A 24,969-nucleotide genomic window follows, 5' to 3' on the forward strand; every position below is an offset into this window, starting at 1 on the left:
AAACGGTCACTAACTTAAAGGTGAATGAATAAAGTTTATTGTATCAATTTCTGGTATTTAAGCTATGGTCAGGTTTGAACTGCCAGGTGCGAACAATTTCTAAAATATCCGTATTCTGTCGAATGGACTCTGGGAGGGGTTCAAAAGGAGCGGACAAACGAACGATGTCCAGCGCGGCTTGATCAAGGATCTTTTCACCGGATGTCCTAAGAATAACAACATCGAGCAGATTGCCATCTTTATCAATACTGACTTTTAAGGTTAAGCTGCCATAGATGCCTCGCCTTTTCGCTTGCTCGGGGTAATGTAAATTACCCACCTGCTCGACTTTTTTGCGCCACAGTTCAAGGTATTGAGCGTCTGCTGGTGATTCATAAATAGCGGCAGAAATCTGGCGTTTTTTCAGGCCACGGGTTTGTAACTGGTTAGCAACATCCTGCTCAAGATTGTACTGCTCCAGTCGTTCGGGTGGTGGCGTGATTTCAGTCGGCTGGTTGACTTGGTCCGGTGTATTTTGTTGGTTGTCCTCGGTATCAGTGGGTTGCTCTATGGTCTGTTGTGAATCGTCGGTGGTGACTAGCTGTAAAGTTTGTTTGGACTGGTGTTGCTCGGGCACCAGCTCCAAAGAAGGGGTGTCAGTTTCTCCTTCAACATTTTTGAAATGTTCGAGTTTAGTAGTCGCACGTTCGGCTGTTTCGGACTCACCGGCACCTTGTTGATTGGTTTGACCAACGAAGTCGGCTTTTTCAGGAGGCTCGATGCTTTCCCGTTGAGCCAATGTCACATCAAGAGAAATGGGAATCTGGCTGGGCTCTGTTTGTGGCAACACAAAGCGTACCCCTAAAAAAAGCAGCAGATGGAAGCAGATAGCCAGAAATAAAGTGAACTTCAAGCGATCGCCGTCTTTTACCGGCGACTGATTGAGTTTTACCAATTCTTTTTGAGGCGGTTGCATGACCTGGCTCATAGGCTCTTATTCATAGGTTGCTGTTAATTTAAAGGGTAAGGTATTTTTATTGTGTTATTTGTTGCTCAATACTTTCGAAAAGCTTGGCGGCAATATTTATGCCATATTCATTTTCTAATTCTCGCATACAAGTGGGGCTGGTAACGTTTATTTCGGTCACATAGTTACCAATCACATCTAATCCAACAAAGAATAATCCTCGTTTGACCAATTCTGGAGCAATTGTTTCGGCCAGTTTCTTTTCTTGCTCAGTGATGGGCATAGGAACACCGCTACCACCTACTGCAAGATTGCCACGGGTCTCACCTTTTTGTGGAATTCGTGCTAGTACATAAGGAATAACTTCACCGTTAACTACCAGAATTCGCTTATCACCCTGCGTTATTTCGGGGATGAAACGTTGGGCCATGGCAAGATGTTGTCCACTCAGGGTCAAGGTTTCAATAATGACAGAGGTATTGGGGTCGCCTTGTTTGATACGGAAGATAGAGGCTCCACCCATGCCATCCAGAGGTTTTAAAATGACATCCTGGTGTTCTGCAATAAAGCGTTTCAGTAAATGAGCTTTGGAGGTAACCAGGGTAGGTGGAGTCAGCTCAGGAAACCAGGCCGTAAACAGTTTTTCATTACAATCTCTCAGGCTTCTTGGGTTGTTAACCACGAGTGTTCCTTGCTCCTGAGCCAGCTCGAGAAGGTAGGTGCTATAAATATAATTCATATCAAATGGCGGATCTTTGCGCATCAATACCGTGTGAAAGGAGCTTAAGCTCTTGCTTTCAGGCTCTTCAGTCTCGAACCATTTGTGCGGATTGTTGAACACTTTGAGGGACTGACAGTTGACCCTGACTTCGCCTTCTTCCAAATAAAGGTCGTGTTGTTGGCAATAGTATAAATTCCAGCCTCGGCGTTGCGACTCTAGTAGCAATCCGAAACTGGTATCTTTAACGGTATTAACCTGGTCGATGGGATCCATGACCATTAATAAAGAATATGACATAAAAGAAAAAGAATGTGGTTTAATAATAAGTTATCATGAAGCTTGAACCAGCAAAACCTTTATTCTTAGAAGAAAAAGGTTGCATGGATTCAGCAACAGAATTAGTCTGAAAATGTGAACTGTTTTGCGACTTCTTGACTTTTATGCTAAAAGGTAAGTAGAAATCTAAAAAAAAGTTGAAGAAAAGGCGCTAACTCTTTATTAAATAGTGAATTTTCGCTGTTCATAGGTAGCCATACATGAGTGATTTGTTCAAAGGTTTGAAAGTGATGGTAGTGGACGATAGTAAAACTATTCGTCGTACTGCTGAGACACTTTTGAAAAAACAGGGATGTGATGTAGTAACGGGCGTAGATGGATATGACGCTTTATCTAAGATTGCCGATTATAAGCCCGATATTATCTTCATCGATATTATGATGCCGCGCCTGGACGGGTATCAAACATGTGCACTCGTAAAGAGTAACCAGAATTTTAAGGGCACTCCTATCATTATGTTATCCAGTAAAGATGGGGTGTTTGATAAGGCAAAGGGCAGAGTCGTTGGTTCTGATAACTATTTGACCAAGCCATTTAGCCGAGACGAATTATTAAATGCCATATCCCAGCAGTTACAAAACAAACCGGCTGTGGCTTGATTAAGAATTTAAGATTTTAAAGAGAGGTAATTTATAATGGCGCGTGTACTAATTGTTGACGATTCTCCAACAGAAGCACATATTTTAACCGGCATGCTAGAAAAGAATGGCCATCAGGTTATTACTGCTCCTGATGGTGAGTCGGGCATCGTTTCAGCAAAAGCCAACCACCCTGATGTTATTCTTATGGATGTTGTGATGCCGGGTTTGAACGGCTTTCAGGCAACTCGACAACTGAAAAAAGATCCTGCAACATCATCAATCCCTATTATTATCGTATCTACTAAGTCGCAAGCAACTGACCGAGTTTGGGGCATGCGCCAAGGCGCCAATGACTATATTACGAAGCCTGTGGATGAAGCCTCTTTATTAGAGTCTGTGAATAACGTATTAGGATCATAATCTCTTATGTCTGGAACTGATGCGACCAATATTGTTGGCATACTTGCTGACATAGCCGAACGTAGTCAGAAACATCGTGACTCGCTACCACAACATGACGTTAGTGGTGGCGCTTTCTATAGCGGAGTTAGTTTTGTATTGAATAACATAAACTATATTGCTCCGCTTGATGAAATTTCTGAAATTATCCCTGTTCCTCAAACAACCAAAGTCCCTGGCTCCAAAAGCTGGTTGAAGGGTGTTGCTAACTTGCGTGGTGTTTTGTTGGCGCTAGTTGATTTACAGGAATATCTGGGTCGTCCTAGTTCTAGAAATATTTTAAAACAAAGAGTTTTAGTGCTTGATCAGCATGGGTCATATTTAGGTCTGATTGTTGATGAAGTACGTGGCTTGCACCACTTTGAAGAAGGTGAGCAAGTCGAAGGCAGCTTGACTGCCGATGCAGTTATTGCTCCTTACATTGTAGGGGGTTTTGAACGAAACGGGGAGTTATGGCGGGTTTTTGGGATGAAGGAGTTATCGGAAAGTCCGGAACTTCACCAGGTCGCTGTGTGAATTTTTACAACAATATGAAGTTAAGATGTCTCGGGAGCAACCTATGAGTGAGACCAAAAAGAAGATGAAGAAAGCTAACCGTTCTGGAATCGGTTTTTATGCTTTTTTATTGATCATTGTCTTGATCGCTTTGATGGCTAATTTTGGTTACGGCTTTTTAGAAAGTCAAAACCGGATTAAGCGTACAGAGCTAGCATCTGAAATGAAAGTATTGTCGCAACAAATTGCAACAAATGCTTCGGAAGCTGCTCAAGGCACGGAATCGGCATTTGGAGAGCTGAGAACAGCTACGGACCAGTTTGCAGGCAACTTAAGAAGGCTGGTAGATGGTGATAGTGTAACCTCATTACCGCCAGCGCCATCGTCCATCAGAAATAACGAGTTGGAAGCTCTACAGGAAATATGGAGAGAGGTTGAGCCTGATGCTGAAGCAATCCTGAATGGTAGAGAAATTGTAAATCGCATGTACATCAATGCAGATGAGTTGGCAGAACAAATTCCAACCATGCAACGTCAATACGATAGTGTGATTGATATACTTCTTGATAACCGAGCTGATGGCGAAGAGGTTCACCAGGCAACGAGACAAAAGTGGTTGGCTGAGCGTATTTCATCTGGCATGCAGAAAGTGCTTCGTGGTGGTGAAGAAGCACAAATCGCGGCAGAGGACTTCGGCCAGGACGTTGATACCTTCGGTGTGTATTTGGAAGGGCAGCTGAACGGCGATGCATTGCTTGAGATTCGACGCGTTAATAATCCCGAGGCACGCGTGGCTCTTGAGTCAATTGTTGATGAATTCCAGTCGGTCAGCGAGAAGGTTGACTACATCGTATTCAGTACCCCTAAACTATTTGAAGTACAGAATGCATCGGACAAAATTTATAACACAGCTGATGCCCTACTAGGTAGAACAGCGAGCGTTGAAGCGGCTTTTGCTGCTATGACAACCAGTTTCACTGAGCCTGGTAGTCCATATATTTCAGGTGCGCTTTTTATTCTGATTTTGTTATTGCTAGTAGGCATGTACCTCAATCAGCGTAAAGCAGAGAAGGTTCGTTTACGTGAGTCGGAAGTTTCTGCAGAGCGTGAGAAAGAAGAGAATGCGCGAAACCAGGAAGCGATTATTCGACTACTGGATGAGATCGACAGCTTGGCAGATGGTGACTTGACTGTTAAAGCAACCGTAACCGAGGACTTCACGGGTGCTATTGCTGACTCATTTAACTTAACCATTGACCAGTTGCGTGGTGTGGTTGGCGCGATTAACGAAGCGGTTGACCAGGTATCAAAATCAGCAGAAGAAACACAGCAAACATCAAGTGCGCTGGCTGAAGCTTCTCGCCAACAGGCGCAGGAAATTACCGGTGCATCTGCGGCGATTAACGAAATGGCAGTCTCTATTGAGCAAGTATCTGCCAACGCATCTGAGTCATCTCAGGTTGCGGAAAAATCGGTGGAAATTGCGAAAAAAGGTGGTGAAGTTGTACGAAATACCATCCGAGGCATGGATACGATTCGTGAGCAGATTCAGGAAACATCGAAACGTATTAAACGTCTGGGTGAGTCATCACAAGAGATTGGTAACATCGTATCTTTGATTAACGATATTGCCGACCAAACGAACATCCTGGCATTGAACGCGGCGATTCAGGCATCGGCAGCGGGTGAGGCCGGTCGTGGTTTCGCGGTTGTTGCGGATGAGGTTCAGCGATTAGCAGAACGTTCATCAAATGCGACAAAACAGATTGAAGCGCTGGTTAAAACGATTCAAACGGATACTAACGAAGCGGTAATTTCGATGGAAGATACCACTTCTGAAGTTGTTCGTGGTGCTCGATTAGCACAAGACGCGGGTGTGGCACTGGAAGAAATTGAAACGGTATCAACCAACCTGGCGGACTTGATTCAAAGCATCTCGAACGCTGCACGTCAGCAAGCTGCATCAGCTGGCCATGTATCCAATACGATGACGGTTATTCAGGAAATTACTACGCAGACTTCCGAGGGTACTCAAGAGACAGCTCGTTCGATTGGTAAATTGACCGAGTTATCAGAAGACCTTCGTCGTTCGGTTGCCGGCTTTAAATTGGATTCAACTAATGACGATTACTTCCGAGGTGAAGACACTTCAGCAGTAGAAGTTGACGAAATTAATGAAGAAGACAGCTTTGAGAACATGTTTGATGAAAGTGATGATCTCAATGACGAGTCAACCGGCGAAGAACTTGATGAGTCATTAGAATCTTTGAATGAAGAAACAAGCGAGCTAGAAGATTCCAATGAAGATTTGCAAGATGCTAGCGATGAACTTGAAGACTTCTTGAAAGAAGCTGATGAGAGCCTTGAAGAATTAGACGATGATATCTTTTTGGAAGATGAGTCTAAAAAGAAAGATTGATTGAATTGAGAGCCGCTAATTGAAACATAGCTCTTTAACCCATGTACCTGAAATGGAGACTGCCACCTTTGAACGTTGGCAGTCTTTGATCAGGAAATACTCAGGGATCTGGATTCCAGCAAATAGACAGCTTTTTTTAAAGACAAGTTTATTGAAAAGAATCCGAGATCTGAACCTGCAGGGTTACGATGAGTATTATACGAGGTTACAGGATAAAAACTGGGCTTCATTAGAATGGTTTCAGTTGATTGATGCGCTGACTATTCATGAAACGAGCTTCTTTAGACATAAAGAATCGTTTGATTTGGTGCAGCATGTTTGTCAGCAAAAGATTATTCAATCAGCCAATTCGAACAGTGATTGTAATGTGCAAATATGGAGTGTTGGCTGCTCTACTGGCGAAGAACCTTATAGTTTAGCCATTGCACTCGAAGAACTGAGTTTGAATTCGTTAACTGAAAAAGGGTTGCGCTTTTATTACGGTATTACCGGAATTGATATTAGTTACCCGGCGCTGAGTGCTGCAAGACGAGCGATATACAGCGATAGAAAATTACACATGATGTCACCAGAGATACAGGCATCTTATTTTAATCGTCATGATAGTAAGCACTGGCGAGTCAAAGAGAACATTCAAAATAGAGTGTTATTTTTGCAAGGAAATCTCAATGATATTGGGAATTCGCCAAAACGAAATTATGACGTCATATTTTGTCAGAACGTACTGATTTATTTTCGCCCTGAAGATCGTATTAAAATATTGGAAGGGCTGGTTGAAAGGTTAATACCTGGCGGAGTACTGATATTAGGACTAGGTGAAATTATTAACTGGACACATCCAGAACTGGTGCGGATTGATGAAAGAAACTGTTTGGCATATCAGCGACAGCTATAGCTACAAAAAATGGTGTAAGCATGAGAGATAATCAAACAAAAGTAGCTTTAAATTGGGTTAAAGACGAAGTCGAAAGCACCCTTGAACAAGCGCAAAATGCGATCAAGGCGTACGCTGAGGACGAAACTGATAAAACCCAAATACACTTCTGTGCAAATTGCATGCATCAGATCCGCGGAACTATGCAGATGCTTGAGTTCTCAGGAGCTGCGTTATTAGCAGAAGAAATGGAAGCGCTTGCCGAAGCAATTGGCGAGAAAAGAGTTGATTCAAACGAAAAGGCTTATGAAGTCTTGTTATCAGCTATTCTAAGGTTCCGAAGCTACTTGTCGCGTTATGCAGAAGGTAAGTCAGATCTTCCCGTTATCTTGTTGCCCGCTATTAATGATATGCGCACCTGTCGTGGCGTAGATACTTTAGGTGCAGGCAATCTTATCAGTATTCCAACCGAAGGTATTGAAGCGCCTTCACCGAAGAATAAGACAGAACTTAAAGGCGATATCCTGGCAGAGGTCAAAACGTTACGCTCTCAGTTCCAGCAGGGTTTGTTGGGAGTTATTCGAGATGTGGACACACAATCAAATCTGGACCGGATGCAACAGGCAACTGAAGCCTTATGGGGATTGGAGAATCGTGTTCCTTACCAACCTCTATGGTGGGTTACATCAGTTTTCTTAAGAAATATTGGCTTACTTTCGAAGAAAGATACTCCGGTTATTAAGAGTCTTTTGGGTCAGGTCGACCGTCGAATTAGAGAACTCATTGAGCAAACGGCTAATCAAGAAGAAGCAAACAAAGTTCTAATTAATATTCTTTTCTATGTTGCTCAATTTGATACGGACGATCAGCAAGTTCAGGAAGTCCAGGATAAGTTCCAATTGAACCAGTTAATGGAATCTCTGGGGGATTTAGAAAGTGAATCAAGTGATTTAACGGGGCCTGACACTGCAAGCGTTCGAATCGCACTTAATGTTATTAAAGAAGATTTAGGTGAAATCAAGGAATCGTTAGATCTTTATATCCGTACTAAATCACAGGAAAGAGAACCATTAGAAGACATGGTTCCTGCAATGCAAAAAATTTCTGACACCATGTCAATGCTAGGACTGACACAGTCCAAGGACATGATTAGTAAGCAGATGAAGTCTATTGGTGATTTGCTGGATGGTTCAGAGGCTGATCGTGAACAGGGCTTGATCTATATTGCTGAAGGAATTTTATCGCTCGAAGATTATATTGAGCGAGCACTCAAAATGGACAGCAAACAGCTAGCCAATGAAAGTCTTGGTCAAGGAGAAGGTGAGTCTCTACAGATTATTAATGCTCGCTATCAATTAGTTCAAGAAAGTCGTGGCAACTTACATAAAGTTAAAGACGCTATCACAGATTATTTAGACGAAAGCCATAACATTAATCGCCTTGAACATGTGCCGGAACTACTGAAAGAAGTAGAAGGTGCACTAACCTTTGCTCAGCTTGATAACTTGCTTACTGTTATTTCGAAAGCAAAGAACTTTGTCGTTAAATATTTGATTAGCGAAAAAGTAGTCTTAAGTGAAGCCGAAGTATCAACACTGGCAGATGCGGTGAGTTCGGTGGATTATTATTTAGAAGGTTTGATGTCTTCTGGCTTACACGGTTTACCCGTTATCTTGCAAAGAGCGACGGATAGCATCAGCCAACTTGAAGAACACTACGGTAACCTGGACGAAGAAATGTTACCAGTGCTTGATGATGCACTGGATATGCCTGATATAGAGATGGTTGAAAGAGACGACTATGCTGAAGGCGATGATAGTGATGAATTAATTGATGATGAAGTTCGTGAAATCTTTATTGAAGAAGCGGACGAAGTTCTGGAGGAGATGCATAGCCTACTTCCGGAATGGAAAAAAGATCAAAGTAACAAAGAGGCATTGACGACGATTCGACGCAACTTCCACACCTTGAAGGGTAGTGGGCGAATGGTTGGTGCGACTGACATCGGAGAGTTAAGTTGGTCGATAGAGAATATGTTGAATCGACTGATTGATAAAAATATAGAGTTTACCCCTGCTTTAATGATAACGACCGAAGAAGTGGCAAATATATTGCCAAGCATGGTCAAGCAATTTGCTTCGGGTCAAAAAACGCAATTTCCAAAAGAGCTAGCGGAAAGGGCAAATCGTATCAGTAAGGGTGAAATGATTACAGATCTTCAACCACAGGTTGAACAAACCGAGGAAGAAGCAGATCAGGCAGCAGAGCAAGAGCTGTTTGACATATTCAAGCAGGAAGCAGAAGGTCACGTTACCAGCTTGGAAATGTTTGCTAATCAACGTCAGCAGGGCATTACTCAAAGTCAAATTAGCGATAACTTATTGCGTTCATTACACACTTTAAAAGGTGTGGCCCATATTGCCAATATTCAATCATTGACTAATGTGATTGTACCCGTTGAAAGTTATTTCCAGGAGTTAAAAACCAGAGAGCTTCTTGCAGAAGAAGCAGATATGGCTTTGATTGATCATACAAAAGATCTATTAAGACATATTATTGGTACTCCAGAAGATGATCAGGTGATTTCGGTACATGAAGAAGAAATACTTCAACAGCTGACTCAACAGCAAAAAAGGTTTGATGAGTCAGGCGACTCTGGTCAAGAGCAAGGACGTGATCCTGAGTTAATTAAAGATATATTTAATGTAGCCTCCGACGTACTGGTTGATATTGAAAGTACTAACCTTCAAGAAACGCCAGAAGCAGAGCGTATTGAAAAAGTTTCATATTTGATGGCATCAGTGGATCGCTTAAGAAGTATTTTAGGCGAAGCAGAACTCAATGAAATTGAGCAGGTTGTCACTTCCCTTGGCGATGCCTTACAAAGAAATATGACTGCCCGCAAAGTTGATACATCTATTGGTGTATTACTACAGGAATCCTACAATCAGTTGGAAAATCAATTCGATTGTTTGGCCGCTAATTTATCCATTCCAGAAGCTGGAGATTTAATTCAAGCACTACAAACATGGGAGCCATCTGAAGCTTCTGGTTTAGAACTTGAGTTGGAGTCTGGTTCGGGTGAAGATTTATCAGAAGTTGTAACAGAAGAAGCTGAGGCTGATAGTCAGCAAGCTGAAGATGATGCTACAGCTGAAGAACTTGCAGAAAAAGCCGAAAAACCGGAAGAAGAGTCAGCAACTGATGACAATAGTATTGAATTTAGCCTTGACGATGACTTCTTAACACCCAAGCAAGAAGAGAAAGCAGACGCAACCGAGACTCCAACCGAGGAAAAAGCTGCGGCTGATGATAATTCGATTGAGTTTGATTTCTCTGACGAATTCTTAGCTTCTGAACCCGTCGAAGAAGAACCTGCGTCGGAAGCTGAAGAGCTTGAAGCCGACTCGGACTTGAGTATGGAAGATGCGGCAGAAGAGCTTGGTTTAGACTTGGATGATGAGTTGGATAGTGAGCTGGACTTGTCAGAAGAGTTGGAAGTTGATGAGAGTAAAGCCGTCACTGAAGAAACCTCTGAAGATGAAACTCAACAGGATGTAGTTGAAGAAGCCTCTGAGGATAAAGCTAGACAGGAAGTAGCTGAAGAAACAGAAGCACCTTCAGAAGCTGATGAAGAAAAAACCGATGAAATCAGCTTTGAAAAAGAAGATGAACTAATAGCAGAGTCAGAAAAAGAGTCTGCAGAACCGGCAAAAGAGTTTGCTAAAACTATCAGCCTTGATTTGGATGTGGATGATGAGTTACTCGAAATATTCAGTGAAGAGGCAGAAGAGTTATTCGATAGTGATGCCGCGCTGTTACAGAAATGGCGTCAGGAGCCTGATAACTTAAAAGTTATTGCCGAACTACAACGTAACTTACATACCTTGAAAGGTAGTGCAAGAATGGCTGGTTTCTCGCCAATCGGCGACTTGGCTCATGGCTTAGAGGATTTATATACAGCTATTACCGATCAGCTATTCTCTGCATCCGATCAGGCGATTGATTTAGCCGAGCGAGCTGAGGATCAGCTACTTGCAATATTTAATGCGAGAAATACTCCAGATCAGATTCCTTCACCTGAAGCCATGCTGGATGAAATCCAAGGATTTATTTCGGCTCAGAAAGCTGGCAGAGCCTACGTAAGGCCGCAAGTTGAAGATGTTAAACCTGCAGAACAGGTAGAGCAGGAGCAGCCGGTTGAAGAGGCCAAAACTGAGCAACCTAAAGAAGACGTTAAGCCAGAAGAGCCGGTTGCAGAAGATGAAGCTGCTTGGAATGAAGAACTTGCGGAGCTGTTCTTAGGTGAAGCTTCGGAGCTTCTGGCTTCTTACGAAGAGGCTATTGAGCGCTGGTCAAATGATTTGCACAATACCGAGCCTTTGAATACTGCTATGCGAAATCTGCACACGTTGAAAAGTGGTGCAAAACTGGCAGCGATTACACCAGTAGGAGATCTAACCCATAAGCTTGAGGGGGTTATTGAAACTCTTGCCAGAGATTCGCGCGTAGGTCAAAGTCGTTGGGTTGATATGTTACGCCGTAGTTATGATGAATTGCATGACATGGTGGAACAGGTTCGCAATGGCGAGATGCCGGCTAAGCCAACTGAACTGTTGCGTAAACTGGACAGCGACAAATCCGCTATAGAGTCACAGATTGATCAGCTAGACAAGCAAGACTTGGCTGAATCAGGCGAGCAAGCTGAAGTTAAGGTTGTTTCTCTTGCTGACAGACAGAAACAGAAGGAAGAAGAAGCCAAAGAGGCAGCAAGCCGCGATGTCATTCGTGTTCGTTCAGAAGTCTTGGACAACTTGGTGAACTTGTCTGGTGAGGCTTCAATCTTCCGTTCGCGCCTTGAGCAGCAGGTTGCTGACTTGAATTTCAACTTAAGTGAAATGTCATCAACGGTTGATCGCTTGCGTGAACAATTACGTAATCTTGAGATTGAAACGGAGGCTCAGGTTCTTTATCGTCGTGAGATTTCAGGTGTCGATTTTGATGAGTTTGACCCTCTTGAAATGGACCGTTATACACGCCAACAAGAACTGACCCGAAGCTTACTTGAAGCTGCTAGTGACTTGATGTCGATTCAGGAAATTTTAGAGACAAAAGTTGGTGACGCTGAAGCAACATTACTGGCGCAAGGGCGGGTTAACACCGAGCTGCAAGATCGATTAATGCGTACCCGAATGGTGCCGTTTAACAGTATTGAAAGTCGACTTCGTCGCATGGTACGCCAGATCTCAACCGAGCTAAACAAAGAGGTTGATTTGGTTCTGGAGTCTGAAGGTGAAATGGATCGCACCGTTATTGAGCGCATGGTGGCACCACTTGACCATATGTTAAGGAATGCGATTGACCACGGTATTGAGTCAAAAGCTGAACGTAAAAAATCGGGCAAAGCTGAAAAAGGTACCGTACATTTAAGCTTATCAAGACGAGGCAATGAAGTGTTTATCCAGATTCAGGATGATGGCGCTGGTATCCGTAAAGATAAGGTTCGTGCTCGAGCAGTGTCTCAAGGCATGATTGATGAGTCTTATAATCCATCGGATCGTGAATTGTTCCGCTTAATCCTGCAACCAGGCTTCTCGACCGCGGAGACGGTAACACAGATTTCTGGTCGCGGTGTTGGTATGGATGTAGTACATAGCGAGATTCTGCAGCTGGGCGGCTCATTAAACATTAGTTCAGAAGAGGGACAGGGCACTACTATGACAGTGCGCTTACCTTTCACCCTATCTTCAAATCAAGCGTTGATGGTGAAAGTTAAAGGTGAGCCTTATGCGATTCCTCTATCAAATATCACTACGGTGGCTCGTGTCAGCGCAAAAGAAGTTTTGGAAATCTATCAAGACAAAGATAAGACATTCTCACACTTGGACCAAGAGTTTGAACTGCGCTATTTAGGGCAAATCCTTGATCGTAACTCAGACATAGTCCCTCCAGTTGATGAATACGTGCCAGTATTGATTATTCAAGGTGAGGATAAGCCGATTGCTGTTCACGTTGATGAATTAATCGGTTCGCGCGAGATTGTTGTAAAAAATATTGGTCGCCAGATTTCTACAGTGCCAGGTATCTCGGGCGCTTCAATTCTGGGTGATGGTAGCGTCGTACTGATTCTTGATATGCAAACACTGGTTGACCGTTTCCATGAGTGGGACTTTGCCCATGAAGAAGGTATGGTTCAAGAGACGCCTGTTGAAGATCGCGTTCCAGTTGTTATGGTTGTCGATGATTCGATTACTGTACGTAAGGTTACTGCGAGATTATTACAGCGTAACCAATTCCAGGTAATGACTGCAAAAGACGGTGTTGATGCGATTACACAATTGCATGATGATATACCGGATGTGATGTTGCTGGATATTGAAATGCCTCGTATGGATGGTTTTGAATTAGCAACCATCATTCGACATGATGAAAGACTTAAGCATATACCGATCATTATGATTACGTCACGTACCGGTGAGAAACACCGTGAGCGTGCAGAGCAGATTGGTGTTAATCGTTATCTTGGTAAGCCTTATAACGAGGATGCTCTGCTAGGAACGATTGATGAGATGCTAAAGCTTGACGACTAAAGGATTTAACAAGCTGCAATGAATATAATGTTGGTGCTACTGGCCGCTTCGACAGGTGGGCCAGCAGCAGTAAAGGCTTTTATTGATGCCTTGCCTGATAAGCCGTTGCCGGTTTGTTTTGTTCTGGCAAACCATATTAATGAAGGCTCCTTGCCGAATCTGCAAGCAATGCTGAATGAGCATTCTTTTATTGATGCCGAAATTATCGATCAGTATAAAGAGATAAAGCCAGGCAAACTTTACATTACACCGATTGATAAAAAGATTAGCTTTGTTGTACAGGGAAAGATCATTATTACAGACGAAGTTTGGAGTAAGCCCTATGCTCCCAATATTAATGAATTATTTGCCGAGTCGCTAGAACTAAGGGATGTGGAAAAATTAGCAATTATTTTTAGTGGTATGGGTGATGATGGTTCTGCAAATGCGGAGCTGCTAACAGCGAGTGGAGTTGATATCTGGTGTCAGACTGTAGAAAGCTGTATCCAGTCATCAATGCCTGAAAGTATCATAAAAACTGGACAAGTCACATATAAGGATGACCCTGCGGGTTTAGCTGCACAATTGGTCATTTTGTTAGAGGCGTTATTTCCAGTTGATCAATACGCGTGAGATGAAGCATGACTGATACAGTAAAAGACGTTTATAGTTTTTTGATTCCTATGATTGAAAATAGTCTGTTGTTGCCTAATGCGACAGTGGCTGAAATCGTTCCATTCATGAATGTGGATCTAGCAGAGAACGCAGAGTCGAGTGATGATTGGCAAATTGGTCAAATTATCTGGCGTAATATTAAAATTCCAGTGATATCGCTTGAGCGCGTGCAGGGTAAGAAAGATCTGGGGGAGCTACGTCGTTCGCGTATTGCTATTGTGTATACTCTGAACGGTAATCAGGAGGTCCCTTATGTTGCAATCATGGTGCAAGGGATTCCACGCTTAATTCCGATAGATGAGGATAACAGTCAAATGCTGGAAGAAGAATTGCCGACAGGCGTAAAAGCTTGGGCTGATCTTGATGGCCGCAAAGCGCTAATCCCCGATCTTGACCTAATCGAAAAAATGATCGTTGAGCGTAATTAGCTCTAGAGATAAGTCCTAGAAATCACCCCATAGACCATTCATAACTGACACGGCAGCTAAGGCTGCCGTTTCTGTTCTCAGTATTCTTGGCCCCAGTTGAACGGGTTTACAGCCTTGCCCTTTAACCGACTCAATTTCTTCATCACTAAAACCGCCTTCGGGCCCAACCCACAACTGAAGCTCAGACTGAGAATTAGCTGTTATAGACTTGAAGCTGTGCTTGCTGTCCGGATGCATGAAAAAACTGGTGTCATTAAGCTGACTCAAAGCAGTTTGCAACTGAATAACAGGGTGCAGAACCGGGATAGTGTTGCGGCCACATTGCTCGCAGGCACTTTCAATAACCTTTTGCCAGTGTTGATGTTTTTTGTGCCAACGCTTTTCATCCAATTTAACGCCACAGCGCTCCGTGATCAGCGGAGTGAAGTGTTTTATGCCTAACTCAACCCCTTTCTGCAAAGTTAGCTCCATCTTATCGCCACGAGAAACGCCCTGAAATAGGTGAATATTGAGGGGGGATTCGTTATTTGTAGCAATCTTTTGAACAATGTTCACGGTAACCTGATTACGTTCAATGTTGATGATTTCGCTGTAATAGCTATGGCCATCACCATTAAAAAGTTCAACTTGTTGCCCCAGGGTCATGCGTAAAACACGGCTAACATGAATACCCGCTTCTTTCTCAAGTATCACCTTAGAGGGAATTGACAGTGGATGAGAGGTGAAAATACGTGGCACACGCATGAGTTAATCCTTTGTAGCCAGTTGGATGCCTTGCCAGGCAATATCGGCAAGCTTATCAATTTCTTCAGGCGTAATGACATAGGGGGGCATAAAATAGACTATATTGCCGAGAGGACGAAGTAGTGCACCTTGTGACAGAGCATGCTCATAAACACGCATACCTCGGCGCTCCTTCCAGTCATAAGGAGTACGGCTGGCTTTGTTCTGAACCATTTCTGCTGCAAGAATCATGCCGGTTTGGCGGACTTCGGCAACGTTAGGGTGGTCCGCAAAATGAGCCGTGGCTTGAGCCATGTGCTGTGCTAAAACCTTGTTGTTCTCAATCACCGGCTCGCTCTGGAAAATATCCAGGGTCGCTTTAGCAACCGCGCACCCTGTGGCATAGCCAGTGTAGCTGTGCGAATGAAGGAAGGCAGTCAGTTTCTCGTAGTCATCGTAGAAAGCCTGGAAAATTGATTCACGCGTCAGCATGGCTGAAAGTGGTAAGAAACCGGCAGTAAGGCCTTTTGAAACACACATAAAGTCTGGGCTGATATCAGCCTGTTCACAAGCGAACAAGGTGCCAGTACGACCAAAACCAACCGCGATTTCATCGGCAATTAAATGTACATCGAACTCATCGCATAACTTGCGCAACTCACTAAGATAAACAGGGTGATACATGCGCATCCCTGAAGCACATTGTACTAATGGCTCGACGATGATGGCAGCGACATTTTTATGTTCGCGCTCAACCAGCTCACGCATTTTTTCAAATTGACGTAGCGAATAATCATGCCAGCTCTCGCCTTCTTCACGGAAAAAACAATCGGGAGAGGGTGCTGTCATAACATCAAACATCAGTGGCTTATAAGGAGCTTTGTATAAGCCTAGATCTGAAACTGCCAATGCACCGGTGGTTTCGCCGTGGTAACCACTTTCTAAGGCGATAAATTGAGTTTTCTCAGGCTTTCCTGACAGTTGCCAGTAATGCAGGCTCATCTTTAAGGCAATTTCTACCGCTGAAGAACCATTCTCACCGTAGAAGACACGATCTAACCCTTCCGGAGTCATGGCCACCAGTTGCTCAGCCAGATCAATGGCGGGCTCATGCGTGAACCCAGCAAAAATCACATGCTCCAGCTTATCGACCTGCTCTTTCATAGCGTTGGCAATGATAGGATTGCTGTGGCCAAATAGATTGACCCACCAGGAGCTGACTGCATCAATGTAGCGATTACCATCATAATCTTCTAAGTACACGCCATCACCGCGTTTAATCGGTGTCATAGGGTAGCGCTCATAATCTTTCATCTGACTGCAGGGATGCCAAAGAACGGCTAAGTCACGTTTTTTTAGGGAAGCGTTATCCATAGAGATAGTTTGAAACCATTGAAAAATGATGGCGCTATTATCGCGCATTTGTAATTAAGACTCAAAGAAGTAATCTTGTGCTAGAATCCAAGGCTTAAAAAAATTATGTATAAGAGGGATACATGACTTCTTTTGGGAAAATATTAGAAGAAACAGTAGATGTGGTTTTAGAACACAAATTAACGTTATTAAGAGTCACTTTGGTGCCAATCGTCTTAGGGATAGCCCTGAGTTGGACGCCTCTTTATCTTACAGAAACTTACCAATTCATCTTATATAACATTATAGATGCTGTAATTTGGGCGTTATTAGCAATTTCAGTTCATAGGGTGATATTACTTGGACCTACTGCGACAGGGCTGTTGGGTAATCTCCGCTTACAATCTAGGGAACTGATGTATATTGGTTATGGGTTTCTAATTGGATTAATGATGAGCCCTATAGTATTTTTTATAGGACTCCTCCCAATATTTGGATTCATATTAGGTATGATTGTAGCGTTAGTTCTGTGGAGTCGCTTATCAATAGTTTTACCTGCAGTCGCTGTTGATAAAGAGTTCGGACTTACTAAAGCATGGAACGCAACGAGCGGCTATAGTTTGACATGTTTTGGCACAGTGGTATTTATCCCGGTTCTGACTATGCTTCCACTGTTAATGCTTATGCCAGACTTCCCTGGAGTTGTGGCTTCGATCTTATCGACAGCTTATACCATGATAATAATGATATTCAATATTGGACTTCTGTCGACGACATATAAAAAACTGGTTGCTAACGACGAGGTGGAAGAAGATAAAATTGAATTGTAGAAATCAAAAAAAGCCGGCGTTTGCCGGCTTTTTTTTTTGAAGCTATCAGAACAATAAATTAATAACGATAGTGTTCTGGCTTGTATGGGCCTTCTACAGGAACGTTGATGTAATCAGCCTGATCCTGACGCAAGGTAGTTAAACGAGCACCAATACGTTCAAGGTGCAGGCGAGCCACTTTTTCATCAAGGTGTTTAGGCAGGATATAAACATCGTTGTCATATTTATCGCCGTTCTTCCATAACTCAATTTGAGCCAATACCTGGTTGGTGAAAGAGTTTGACATTACGAAGCTTGGGTGGCCTGTAGCACAGCCAAGGTTCACTAAGCGACCTTTAGCTAATAAAGTGATGCGCTTACCATCAGGGAATCTGATTTGGTCAACCTGCTCTTTAATGTTAATCCATTCGTATTTTTCCAGACTGGCTACGTCAATTTCATTATCGAAGTGACCAATGTTACAAACGATCGCTTGGTCTTTCATCCGCTCCATGTGCTCATGACGAATGATGTCATAGTTACCTGTCGCTGTTACAACAATATCTGCTTGCTCAACAATATTTGGATCTTCAAGATCAACCACACGATAGCCTTCCATTGCTGCCTGTAGCGCACAAATTGGATCAATCTCAGTAATCCAGACAGTGGCGCCTAAACCGCGAAGCGATTGAGCAGAACCTTTACCCACATCACCATAACCGCAAACGATAGCGATTTTACCGGCGATCATGACGTCGGTAGCGCGCTTAATACCATCTACTAGAGACTCACGACAGCCGTATAAGTTATCAAACTTGGACTTGGTCACTGAGTCGTTGACGTTAATGGCTGGGAATGGCAGTTCGCCACGTTTCTTCATTTGATATAAACGAGCAACACCTGTGGTAGTTTCTTCAGTCACGCCTTGGATGTTGGCCAAAGTACGCGAGTAAAAGTCATTGTCTTCAGATAGCTTAAGCTTGATTGCTTTGAATAAAGCTACTTCTTCTTCACTTTTAGGGTTGTCTAATACGGAAATATCTTTTTCAGCACGAGTACCAAGAATAAGAAGCGTCGTAGCATCGCCACCATCATCCAGAATCATGTTCGGAGAGCCGCCGTCATGCCATTCCATGATGTGGTGCGTGTATTCCCAATACTCATCTAAAGTTTCGCCTTTATAAGCGAAAACAGGGATGCCTTGATCAGCAATTGCTGCGGCAGCGTGATCTTGAGTTGAGTAGATGTTACAGGATGCCCAACGAACTTCAGCGCCTAATGCAATTAAGGTTTCGATTAGCATGGCTGTTTGAATAGTCATGTGCAGAGAGCCTGCGATACGAGCGCCTTTTAAAGGTTGTTCTGAACCATACTCTTCGCGAACAGCCATCAAGCCAGGCATTTCACTTTTTGCCATGTCGATTTCTTTGTGGCCCCAGTCAGCGAGAGCAATATCTTTAATGATGTGGTCAGTCATAATTTTCCCAGATTTTTTTCAGGCCTCTTTTAATCCAAAAATAGAATTAAAAAAGACCGTTCAGTGAGTGTAAAAGTAAATAGATTATAGGTTAGCGGCAGCGCGCAATGCGTCCGCTTTATCAGTTCTTTCCCAAGTAAAGCTGTCTTCAGTACGGCCAAAATGACCATAAGCTGCTGTGGCTTGATAAATCGGTTGAAGCAAGTTCAACATTTTTGTTAAGCCACGTGGACGCAAGTCAAAGTGCTCACGTACCAAGTTAACCAGCTGGTCTTCGCTGATTTTGCCAGTACCAAAGGTATTAATGCTGATTGAAGTTGGCTCCGCAACACCGATGGCATAGGAGACTTGAATCTCGCAACGATCGGCAAGACCGGCAGCAACGATGTTCTTGGCAACATAACGGCCAGCATACGCTGCACTACGGTCAACTTTGGATGGGTCTTTGCCGGAGAAAGCTCCGCCGCCGTGACGCGCCATACCGCCATAAGTATCAACGATAATCTTACGGCCTGTTAGACCGCAGTCGCCCATTGGGCCGCCGATAACGAACTTACCGGTTGGATTAACAAAGTATTTAGTTTTGTCACTGATCCATTCAGCTGGCAACACAGGCTTGATAATTTCTTCAATGACAGCTTCCTGCAGGTCTTTCAAGGAAATCTCAGGATTGTGCTGAGTGGACAGGACAACAGCATCGATGCCAACCGGTTGATCATTTTCGTAACGGAAAGTGAGCTGACTTTTAGCATCAGGACGCAACCAGGCTAGAGTACCGTTTTTTCGTAGCTCAGCTTGTTTTTGCACCAAACGGTGTGAATAAGTAATCGGAGCTGGCATTAAAACATCAGTTTCGTTAGAGGCATAACCGAACATTAAACCCTGGTCGCCCGCACCTTGTGCTTCAGGGTCGTCGCGGTCAACACCTTGAGCAATGTCTGGACTTTGCTTACCGATAGCATTCAATACCGCGCAGGACTCCCAGTCAAAACCCATTTCAGAGCTGTTATAGCCAATTTCTTTAATGGTGTTTCGCGCAAGCTCTTCAATATCAACCCACGCAGAGGTCGCAACTTCTCCTGCGACAATCACCATCCCCGTTTTAACCATGGTTTCGACAGCAACGCGAGCATTGATATCTTGCGCTAGAATGGCATCAAGTACCGCGTCGGAAATCTGGTCGGCAATTTTGTCAGGATGTCCTTCAGATACGGACTCCGACGTAAATACGGAATAATTGCTCATTTCTACTAAGTTACCTTTTATTTAAAACAGAGTGATAAAACCAACGTAACAACACTAAAATGCTGGTCAAAAAGTAGGCGGATTTTACACTGTTTAGCCGTCTAAATCACCTATTTTTACACCTTTGTCTGTGAAAATCACATGAAAAGAATTGATGTTTATTATAAAGAGCAAAAAAGATAAATAAACCTTAATAAAATTATAAAAGCCAATAAAATCAATGGTAAAAACCCTACATTAAATAATGGTATACCGCCGGCTATGGGCTGGTGTTAAATTAGAAAGTGCTAAATGTAGGTATGCAACATACCACCTATAACTGAAAGGTATAATTGATTAGAATTATATTCTAAGCTTTGAATAAATGATGGAACGGGAAGGATTAATGACGCCGCAATTTAAATACCGCAAGCATAAGTTTGACGAAGGTGAGCCTTTATCGCCCTGGCGCGAAAAAATTCATGAAGTGATTTTTGAAGCTGATACTTTCGCCGGTAAAACTTTTGATGTGGCTTTGATCATCACCATCTTTATCAGTGTCCTGGCGGTGATGCTCGATAGCGTTAAAGTGATTTCGGTACAATACGGTAGTTTACTGCTTGCAGCAGAATGGGCCTTCACCATACTGTTTACCATTGAATATATCTTACGTTTGATTAGCGTGCGCAAGCCTCTGCAATACGCCAAGAGCTTTTATGGTGTGGTCGATTTGCTTTCAATAATTCCAACCTATCTAACTCTGATTATTGTCGATGCAAAGTACTTCCTGATTATTCGTATTCTAAGAGTACTGAGGATATTCAGGATCTTTAAGCTGGTCAACTATATGGGAGAGGCCAGCCTGATGATGAACGCAATGAGAAACAGCGGTACAAAAATCAGTGTGTTTTTGTATACCGTTCTAATGTCTGTTGTGGTGTTCGGCTCGTTGGTTTACGTCATAGAAGGACCTGAAAATGGGTTTACCAGTATTCCAACGTCAGTCTACTGGGCCATCGTCACTTTAACCACAGTGGGTTACGGCGACATCTCACCACAGACGCCTTTTGGACAATTTCTTGCCTCTTGCATCATGATTTTAGGTTATGGATTAATTGCGGTCCCGACCGGAATCTATAGCGCAGAGATTACCCGCGAAGCGATAAGACAAAAAGGAGTAACTAACAATGCCTGCCCAGCCTGCGCTTACGAAGGTCATGATAAAGATGCAGAGTTTTGTAAAAAATGTGGGACCAAGCTTTAAAAGAAGTGTCGAAAAATTGAACACAAGTCAAAAATGCATATAATACGCCTTTTATAATAAAAAGGCTGGGATATGAAAAAAATACAATATGGAATCTTGATAGTGGTTCTGCCACTCATACTTGCGTTTGCTTATTACTTTTCACCTTCAAAACCACTGTCGATAGTAAAAGATATAGGTCAGTTACCGGTTGAGACTTACATTGACGGCATTAACGGTCAAAATACTATTGTGTTTAAAGAAAACTTGTATTTTTTTAAAGAAACACAACAAACCGGCCGAGAGTTATGGAAAGTGGATAAGTTTAACAATGTAAGCTTAACCCTTGAGACCATGCCAGGAAGAGAGTCTGGTAGAGTTGAAGCTCTTTTTAAGTCAGATACTACGCTTTATCTCATAGTACAGGAGCCGAATACCTATACTAGTCTAATATATTATCTCGAAGATCCACAGGGAGAATTTATAAAGATTAATCCAGGCATGTATATCAATCCAGACAACCTGAAAGAATTTAATGGCAAATACTTCACCCTCACAAACTCGGGAAATAATAGTGACAATACTATTGTGGAATTTGATGGGCCTGATACTAGTTATCATACGATAACTGGAAGTAATTGGTTTTACACAATAGAAGATTTTACCTACTTCAATAATGAAATTTATTATAGTTTTAGTGATGATCCATTACGAGAACTTCGCAAAATATCGGGTGGAACTGAAACAACGATTTATTCAAGCAACCATAGAATACCGTTTTTATTTACAACAGTTGATGGCGTATACATCGTTGAAAATAATTATGACACCACTCCTTCCTCTTATGACCTGAGTTTATTGCAAGAAAACCAAATAATTCCTTTAAAGAGTTTCAGTTCTATAGATTTCTCTAGGAGTAAGGTTGTAGATGAAAAGCTAGTGTTATTAGCTGCTACCACTGGAAGCCAAATTAACCAATTATGGCAGTTCAATGGGACTGAACAGAAACAGTTAACAGATTATCAAGAAGAGCATTATTTGAGGATTGAAGACCTAGCGGGAAGAAATAACGCTACGTATTTTTTTGAAGAGGGCTTTGATGGCAAGAAGTTAAAATATAGTGATGGTGTAAATCTTTATGATGTAGTTACAGGATATGATTACTCCAACTCACTTGGAAGTACAAGCTTACTAGAACTAGGTGGTAACTTTATAATCAGTGGTAGAAAGAATCAGGAGGAGACAACTAGTTTAGCAGTGGCAATACTAGAAAATGGGGAAGCCACTGAAGTGCTGCTTGATCAAAATGCATATTACTACCAGCTATTCATGATGGAAGGTGAGCTCTATGCCTTGGCCACAAAAAACAATTCAGTAATTGAACTTTATAGAATTGATACTCAATTAAAAGTTGCTACATTAGAAATGGCATTTGAAGGAGAGCATGCTTGGTATATTGGCGTTGACGACCTTAGTCACCGTATTTATCTAACTTATAGTGCAGTGGGCGAGTATGGTAGCCCGCTTTCAGTCATAGAAGGAGCTTCAGTACAAAAACTGCAGGTAACCAATGCAACTGGTGGGAGCTACCCCAAAAATTATACGGTTGTAAAAGATAAGACATATTTTATTGCGAAACATGATGAGTATGGTGAAATAATTTGGGAATCTGATGGTTATGATGCACAGCTTGTGGAGACTATCTATAACGAAAAATTAGATTATTACCCCGAGATGATGTTTAGCGTAGATGGTCGGTTAATTTATTTTCAAAAAAATGTAAATAGTAGTTATTTACAGGTCTGGGCTTTAAATGAGGGTGGACCGCAGAAAATTTCACAGAATTCATATAATTATCTGCAAGATTCATTTACTAATGATGGGACACAGCTATATTTTGTCGGTGGTTATGATGGAAGCAGTTTAAAATATTTATGGAGGGTTACTCCTAGCCGAGTTGATCTGATAGGTGAACTAGAATTCACTTCAACCGATATGGAGTTAATTAATACACCACATGGAATATTTTTCACCACGGGATACGACGGATATACAGGCGTGTGGCAGATAGATGGATCATCATTAATAGAATTTAACAAAAATGGGTTGGAATTTTCAGCGCCTCACCATAGGGAAATTCTTTGGGATTCAGGAAGTGTGTATGTTAAAGAGTGTATCGATGAGTATCATGTTGCACTCTACAAGATTAATGATGGAAGTGGATTAGAAGAGATAGATATTGGTGAGTTATCAGGTAAGCGTTGTACCGACATTTGGTTTCATCAGCTAGATAATGAAAATGTTATTTCAATAATTGACCATGGTAGTCAATCCATGGGGGTTTGGGTTTTAGAAGATGGCCAAATAGTTAAAGTTGATAGTTTTGGGATACCCTCTTATACACAGTTTGTGGCGAAAGACTCAAGGTTATATTTCAACGCTAGACCATCAGATTCAGGGCAAAATTACCTTTATGTTTATGAAAATGGGGAAGCTAAAAACCTGAACTTGGGACTAGTAAGTGATTTAAAAATAGCTAAAGGGAAACCGGAAGATGATGTTGACTGGTTATTCTATAAAGAGCAATACACTAGCAATGGATATCAACTGTATAAATATGATGGGACTAATATGAGCTTACATAACAGTATCTCAAATGACTACCTGGATATTTATAATGTTACTAAGGTTGGTGAAATTAACTTTCTACAAATTGGAAACTCCGGCGGTGATAATCAGTTGATTGCTTTGGATGACAGTGGTGAATTGACTTATTTAAATTCAGACCAAAGCATAAGTTTCAGTACTAATGGTTCTTATGGAGAGAACCTTATGGCTAATGGCCATGGGAAATGGTTGTTTATGCAAGGATGTCACTATACCGTTGGTTGTGAGCCGTATTCATTAAATTTAAACCAGTTACCATCAGCTGGATTTACAACTGACAAAAATCACTATGTTGCTGGTTATGAGGTAGTTGTAGATGGCTCTGAATCGACTGACCCAGAGAATAACATTATCAAATATAACTGGAAGTTGATTGACTATGAATATGCGCAAATAGAAGGGAATGGAAATAAGCAGGCTTCAATCAAGCTACCATTGGTAGCACAAGATACTAATTTAACCATTGAATTGGAAATTGTTGATGATGGTTATGATAAGAGTATCGCAACAAAGCAGATTAGTGTTGAATTCAATCATCCTCCTGAGGTGGTCATCAATGCCCCCGGCTCCGCTGTAGAGGGTTCAGTAATTGAGCTTAGTGCTGAAGGGTCAAGCGATGTAGAGGGGGAGTCGCTAAGCTTTCAATGGAGTGTTGTGGAAGGCGACAATATAGTGTTGAACAATGCAAATCAGATGGTTGCATCATTCACGGTACCGAGCTTAGAAGAGGAAACCGATATAACTGTGGCAGTTTCTGTCAGTGATACAGTTGGAAACACTTCTACTGCTGAGGCGAAAATTTCACTACAAAAGTCGAGTGGAAATACCAATCCTGATCCAGAGTCTGGTGGTGGCTCAAGCGGAGGTGGCTCAACCAACTGGTTGCTATTGCTGATGCTTGCATCACTGATGATAATAAGAGCTGGTTATTATCGTCGCTAAATTGTGTTAGTAAGAAAAAGGGTAGCTT

The 24,969-nt window shown here is 42.4% G+C and carries 17 protein-coding genes; 11 read left to right on the forward strand and 6 right to left on the reverse strand.

The window, feature by feature from the left end; all coding sequences use genetic code 11:
* Positions 1-43: 43 nt before the first annotated feature.
* Entirely contained in the window at positions 44-955 is a 912-nt protein-coding gene (locus ACYTXU_RS13335; protein ID WP_462207335.1) for an energy transducer TonB, read from the reverse strand.
* A gap of 58 nt (positions 956-1,013) precedes the next feature.
* Complete coding sequence (gene gshB / locus ACYTXU_RS13340; protein WP_462207337.1) at positions 1,014-1,964, reverse strand: glutathione synthase; 951 nt, start codon at positions 1,962-1,964, stop codon at positions 1,014-1,016.
* Between the two features lie 239 nt (positions 1,965-2,203).
* Here gshB and pilG point away from each other — a divergent pair, with 239 nt between their 5' ends.
* The 8 genes from pilG to ACYTXU_RS13380 are packed head-to-tail and all read left to right on the forward strand — an operon-like array spanning position 2,204 to position 14,503.
* On the forward strand, positions 2,204-2,602 hold the full coding sequence (pilG, locus tag ACYTXU_RS13345; protein ID WP_462207339.1) for a twitching motility response regulator PilG: 399 nt from the start codon (positions 2,204-2,206) through the stop codon (positions 2,600-2,602).
* A gap of 36 nt (positions 2,603-2,638) precedes the next feature.
* Positions 2,639-3,004 carry a response regulator transcription factor gene (locus tag ACYTXU_RS13350; protein WP_012800162.1) on the forward strand — a complete coding sequence of 122 codons (366 nt, stop codon included), beginning with the start codon at positions 2,639-2,641 and terminating at the stop codon, positions 3,002-3,004.
* A gap of 6 nt (positions 3,005-3,010) precedes the next feature.
* Positions 3,011-3,559 carry a chemotaxis protein CheW gene (locus ACYTXU_RS13355; protein WP_462207342.1) on the forward strand — a complete coding sequence of 183 codons (549 nt, stop codon included), beginning with the start codon at positions 3,011-3,013 and terminating at the stop codon, positions 3,557-3,559.
* 43 nt (positions 3,560-3,602) lie between these two features.
* Positions 3,603-5,957, forward strand: a complete 2,355-nt coding sequence (locus ACYTXU_RS13360) for a methyl-accepting chemotaxis protein (RefSeq protein WP_462207343.1) — start codon at positions 3,603-3,605, stop codon at positions 5,955-5,957.
* A 52-nt stretch (positions 5,958-6,009) separates the two neighbouring features.
* Entirely contained in the window at positions 6,010-6,852 is an 843-nt protein-coding gene (locus tag ACYTXU_RS13365) for a CheR family methyltransferase (RefSeq protein WP_462209440.1), read from the forward strand.
* Between the two features lie 20 nt (positions 6,853-6,872).
* Positions 6,873-13,421, forward strand: a complete 6,549-nt coding sequence (locus ACYTXU_RS13370) for an Hpt domain-containing protein (RefSeq protein WP_462207345.1) — start codon at positions 6,873-6,875, stop codon at positions 13,419-13,421.
* A gap of 18 nt (positions 13,422-13,439) precedes the next feature.
* Positions 13,440-14,033 (forward strand): chemotaxis protein CheB, encoded by a 594-nt coding sequence (locus tag ACYTXU_RS13375; RefSeq protein ID WP_462207346.1) that lies wholly within the window; start codon positions 13,440-13,442, stop codon positions 14,031-14,033.
* An 8-nt stretch (positions 14,034-14,041) separates the two neighbouring features.
* Positions 14,042-14,503: a chemotaxis protein CheW gene (locus ACYTXU_RS13380; RefSeq protein ID WP_462207347.1), complete on the forward strand. Its 462-nt coding sequence runs from the start codon at positions 14,042-14,044 to the stop codon at positions 14,501-14,503.
* 15 nt (positions 14,504-14,518) lie between these two features.
* Here the strand turns inward: ACYTXU_RS13380 and ACYTXU_RS13385 are convergent, their stop codons facing one another.
* A complete protein-coding gene (locus ACYTXU_RS13385; RefSeq protein WP_462207349.1) occupies positions 14,519-15,247 on the reverse strand; it encodes a 16S rRNA (uracil(1498)-N(3))-methyltransferase in 729 nt (242 codons plus the stop codon).
* A 3-nt stretch (positions 15,248-15,250) separates the two neighbouring features.
* Positions 15,251-16,600 (reverse strand): adenosylmethionine--8-amino-7-oxononanoate transaminase, encoded by a 1,350-nt coding sequence (locus ACYTXU_RS13390; RefSeq protein ID WP_462207350.1) that lies wholly within the window; start codon positions 16,598-16,600, stop codon positions 15,251-15,253.
* A gap of 122 nt (positions 16,601-16,722) precedes the next feature.
* On the opposite strand from ACYTXU_RS13390, the gene ACYTXU_RS13395 reads away from it, so the two are divergent.
* Entirely contained in the window at positions 16,723-17,409 is a 687-nt protein-coding gene (locus ACYTXU_RS13395; RefSeq protein ID WP_462207352.1) for a hypothetical protein, read from the forward strand.
* Positions 17,410-17,467: 58 nt separating this feature from the next.
* Here the strand turns inward: ACYTXU_RS13395 and ahcY are convergent, their stop codons facing one another.
* Both ahcY and metK read right to left on the reverse strand, forming a co-directional pair.
* On the reverse strand, positions 17,468-18,865 hold the full coding sequence (gene ahcY, locus ACYTXU_RS13400) for an adenosylhomocysteinase (RefSeq protein WP_462207353.1): 1,398 nt from the start codon (positions 18,863-18,865) through the stop codon (positions 17,468-17,470).
* Between the two features lie 84 nt (positions 18,866-18,949).
* Positions 18,950-20,110, reverse strand: coding sequence for a methionine adenosyltransferase (metK, locus tag ACYTXU_RS13405; protein ID WP_462207354.1), 1,161 nt, complete (start codon positions 20,108-20,110; stop codon positions 18,950-18,952).
* 385 nt (positions 20,111-20,495) lie between these two features.
* On the opposite strand from metK, the gene ACYTXU_RS13410 reads away from it, so the two are divergent.
* Positions 20,496-21,353 (forward strand): ion transporter, encoded by an 858-nt coding sequence (locus tag ACYTXU_RS13410; RefSeq protein ID WP_462207355.1) that lies wholly within the window; start codon positions 20,496-20,498, stop codon positions 21,351-21,353.
* A gap of 72 nt (positions 21,354-21,425) precedes the next feature.
* A complete protein-coding gene (locus ACYTXU_RS13415; RefSeq protein ID WP_462207356.1) occupies positions 21,426-24,941 on the forward strand; it encodes a TolB-like translocation protein in 3,516 nt (1,171 codons plus the stop codon).
* Positions 24,942-24,969: the final 28 nt, after the last annotated feature.

Source organism: Kangiella sp. M94 (genome assembly GCF_054926195.1).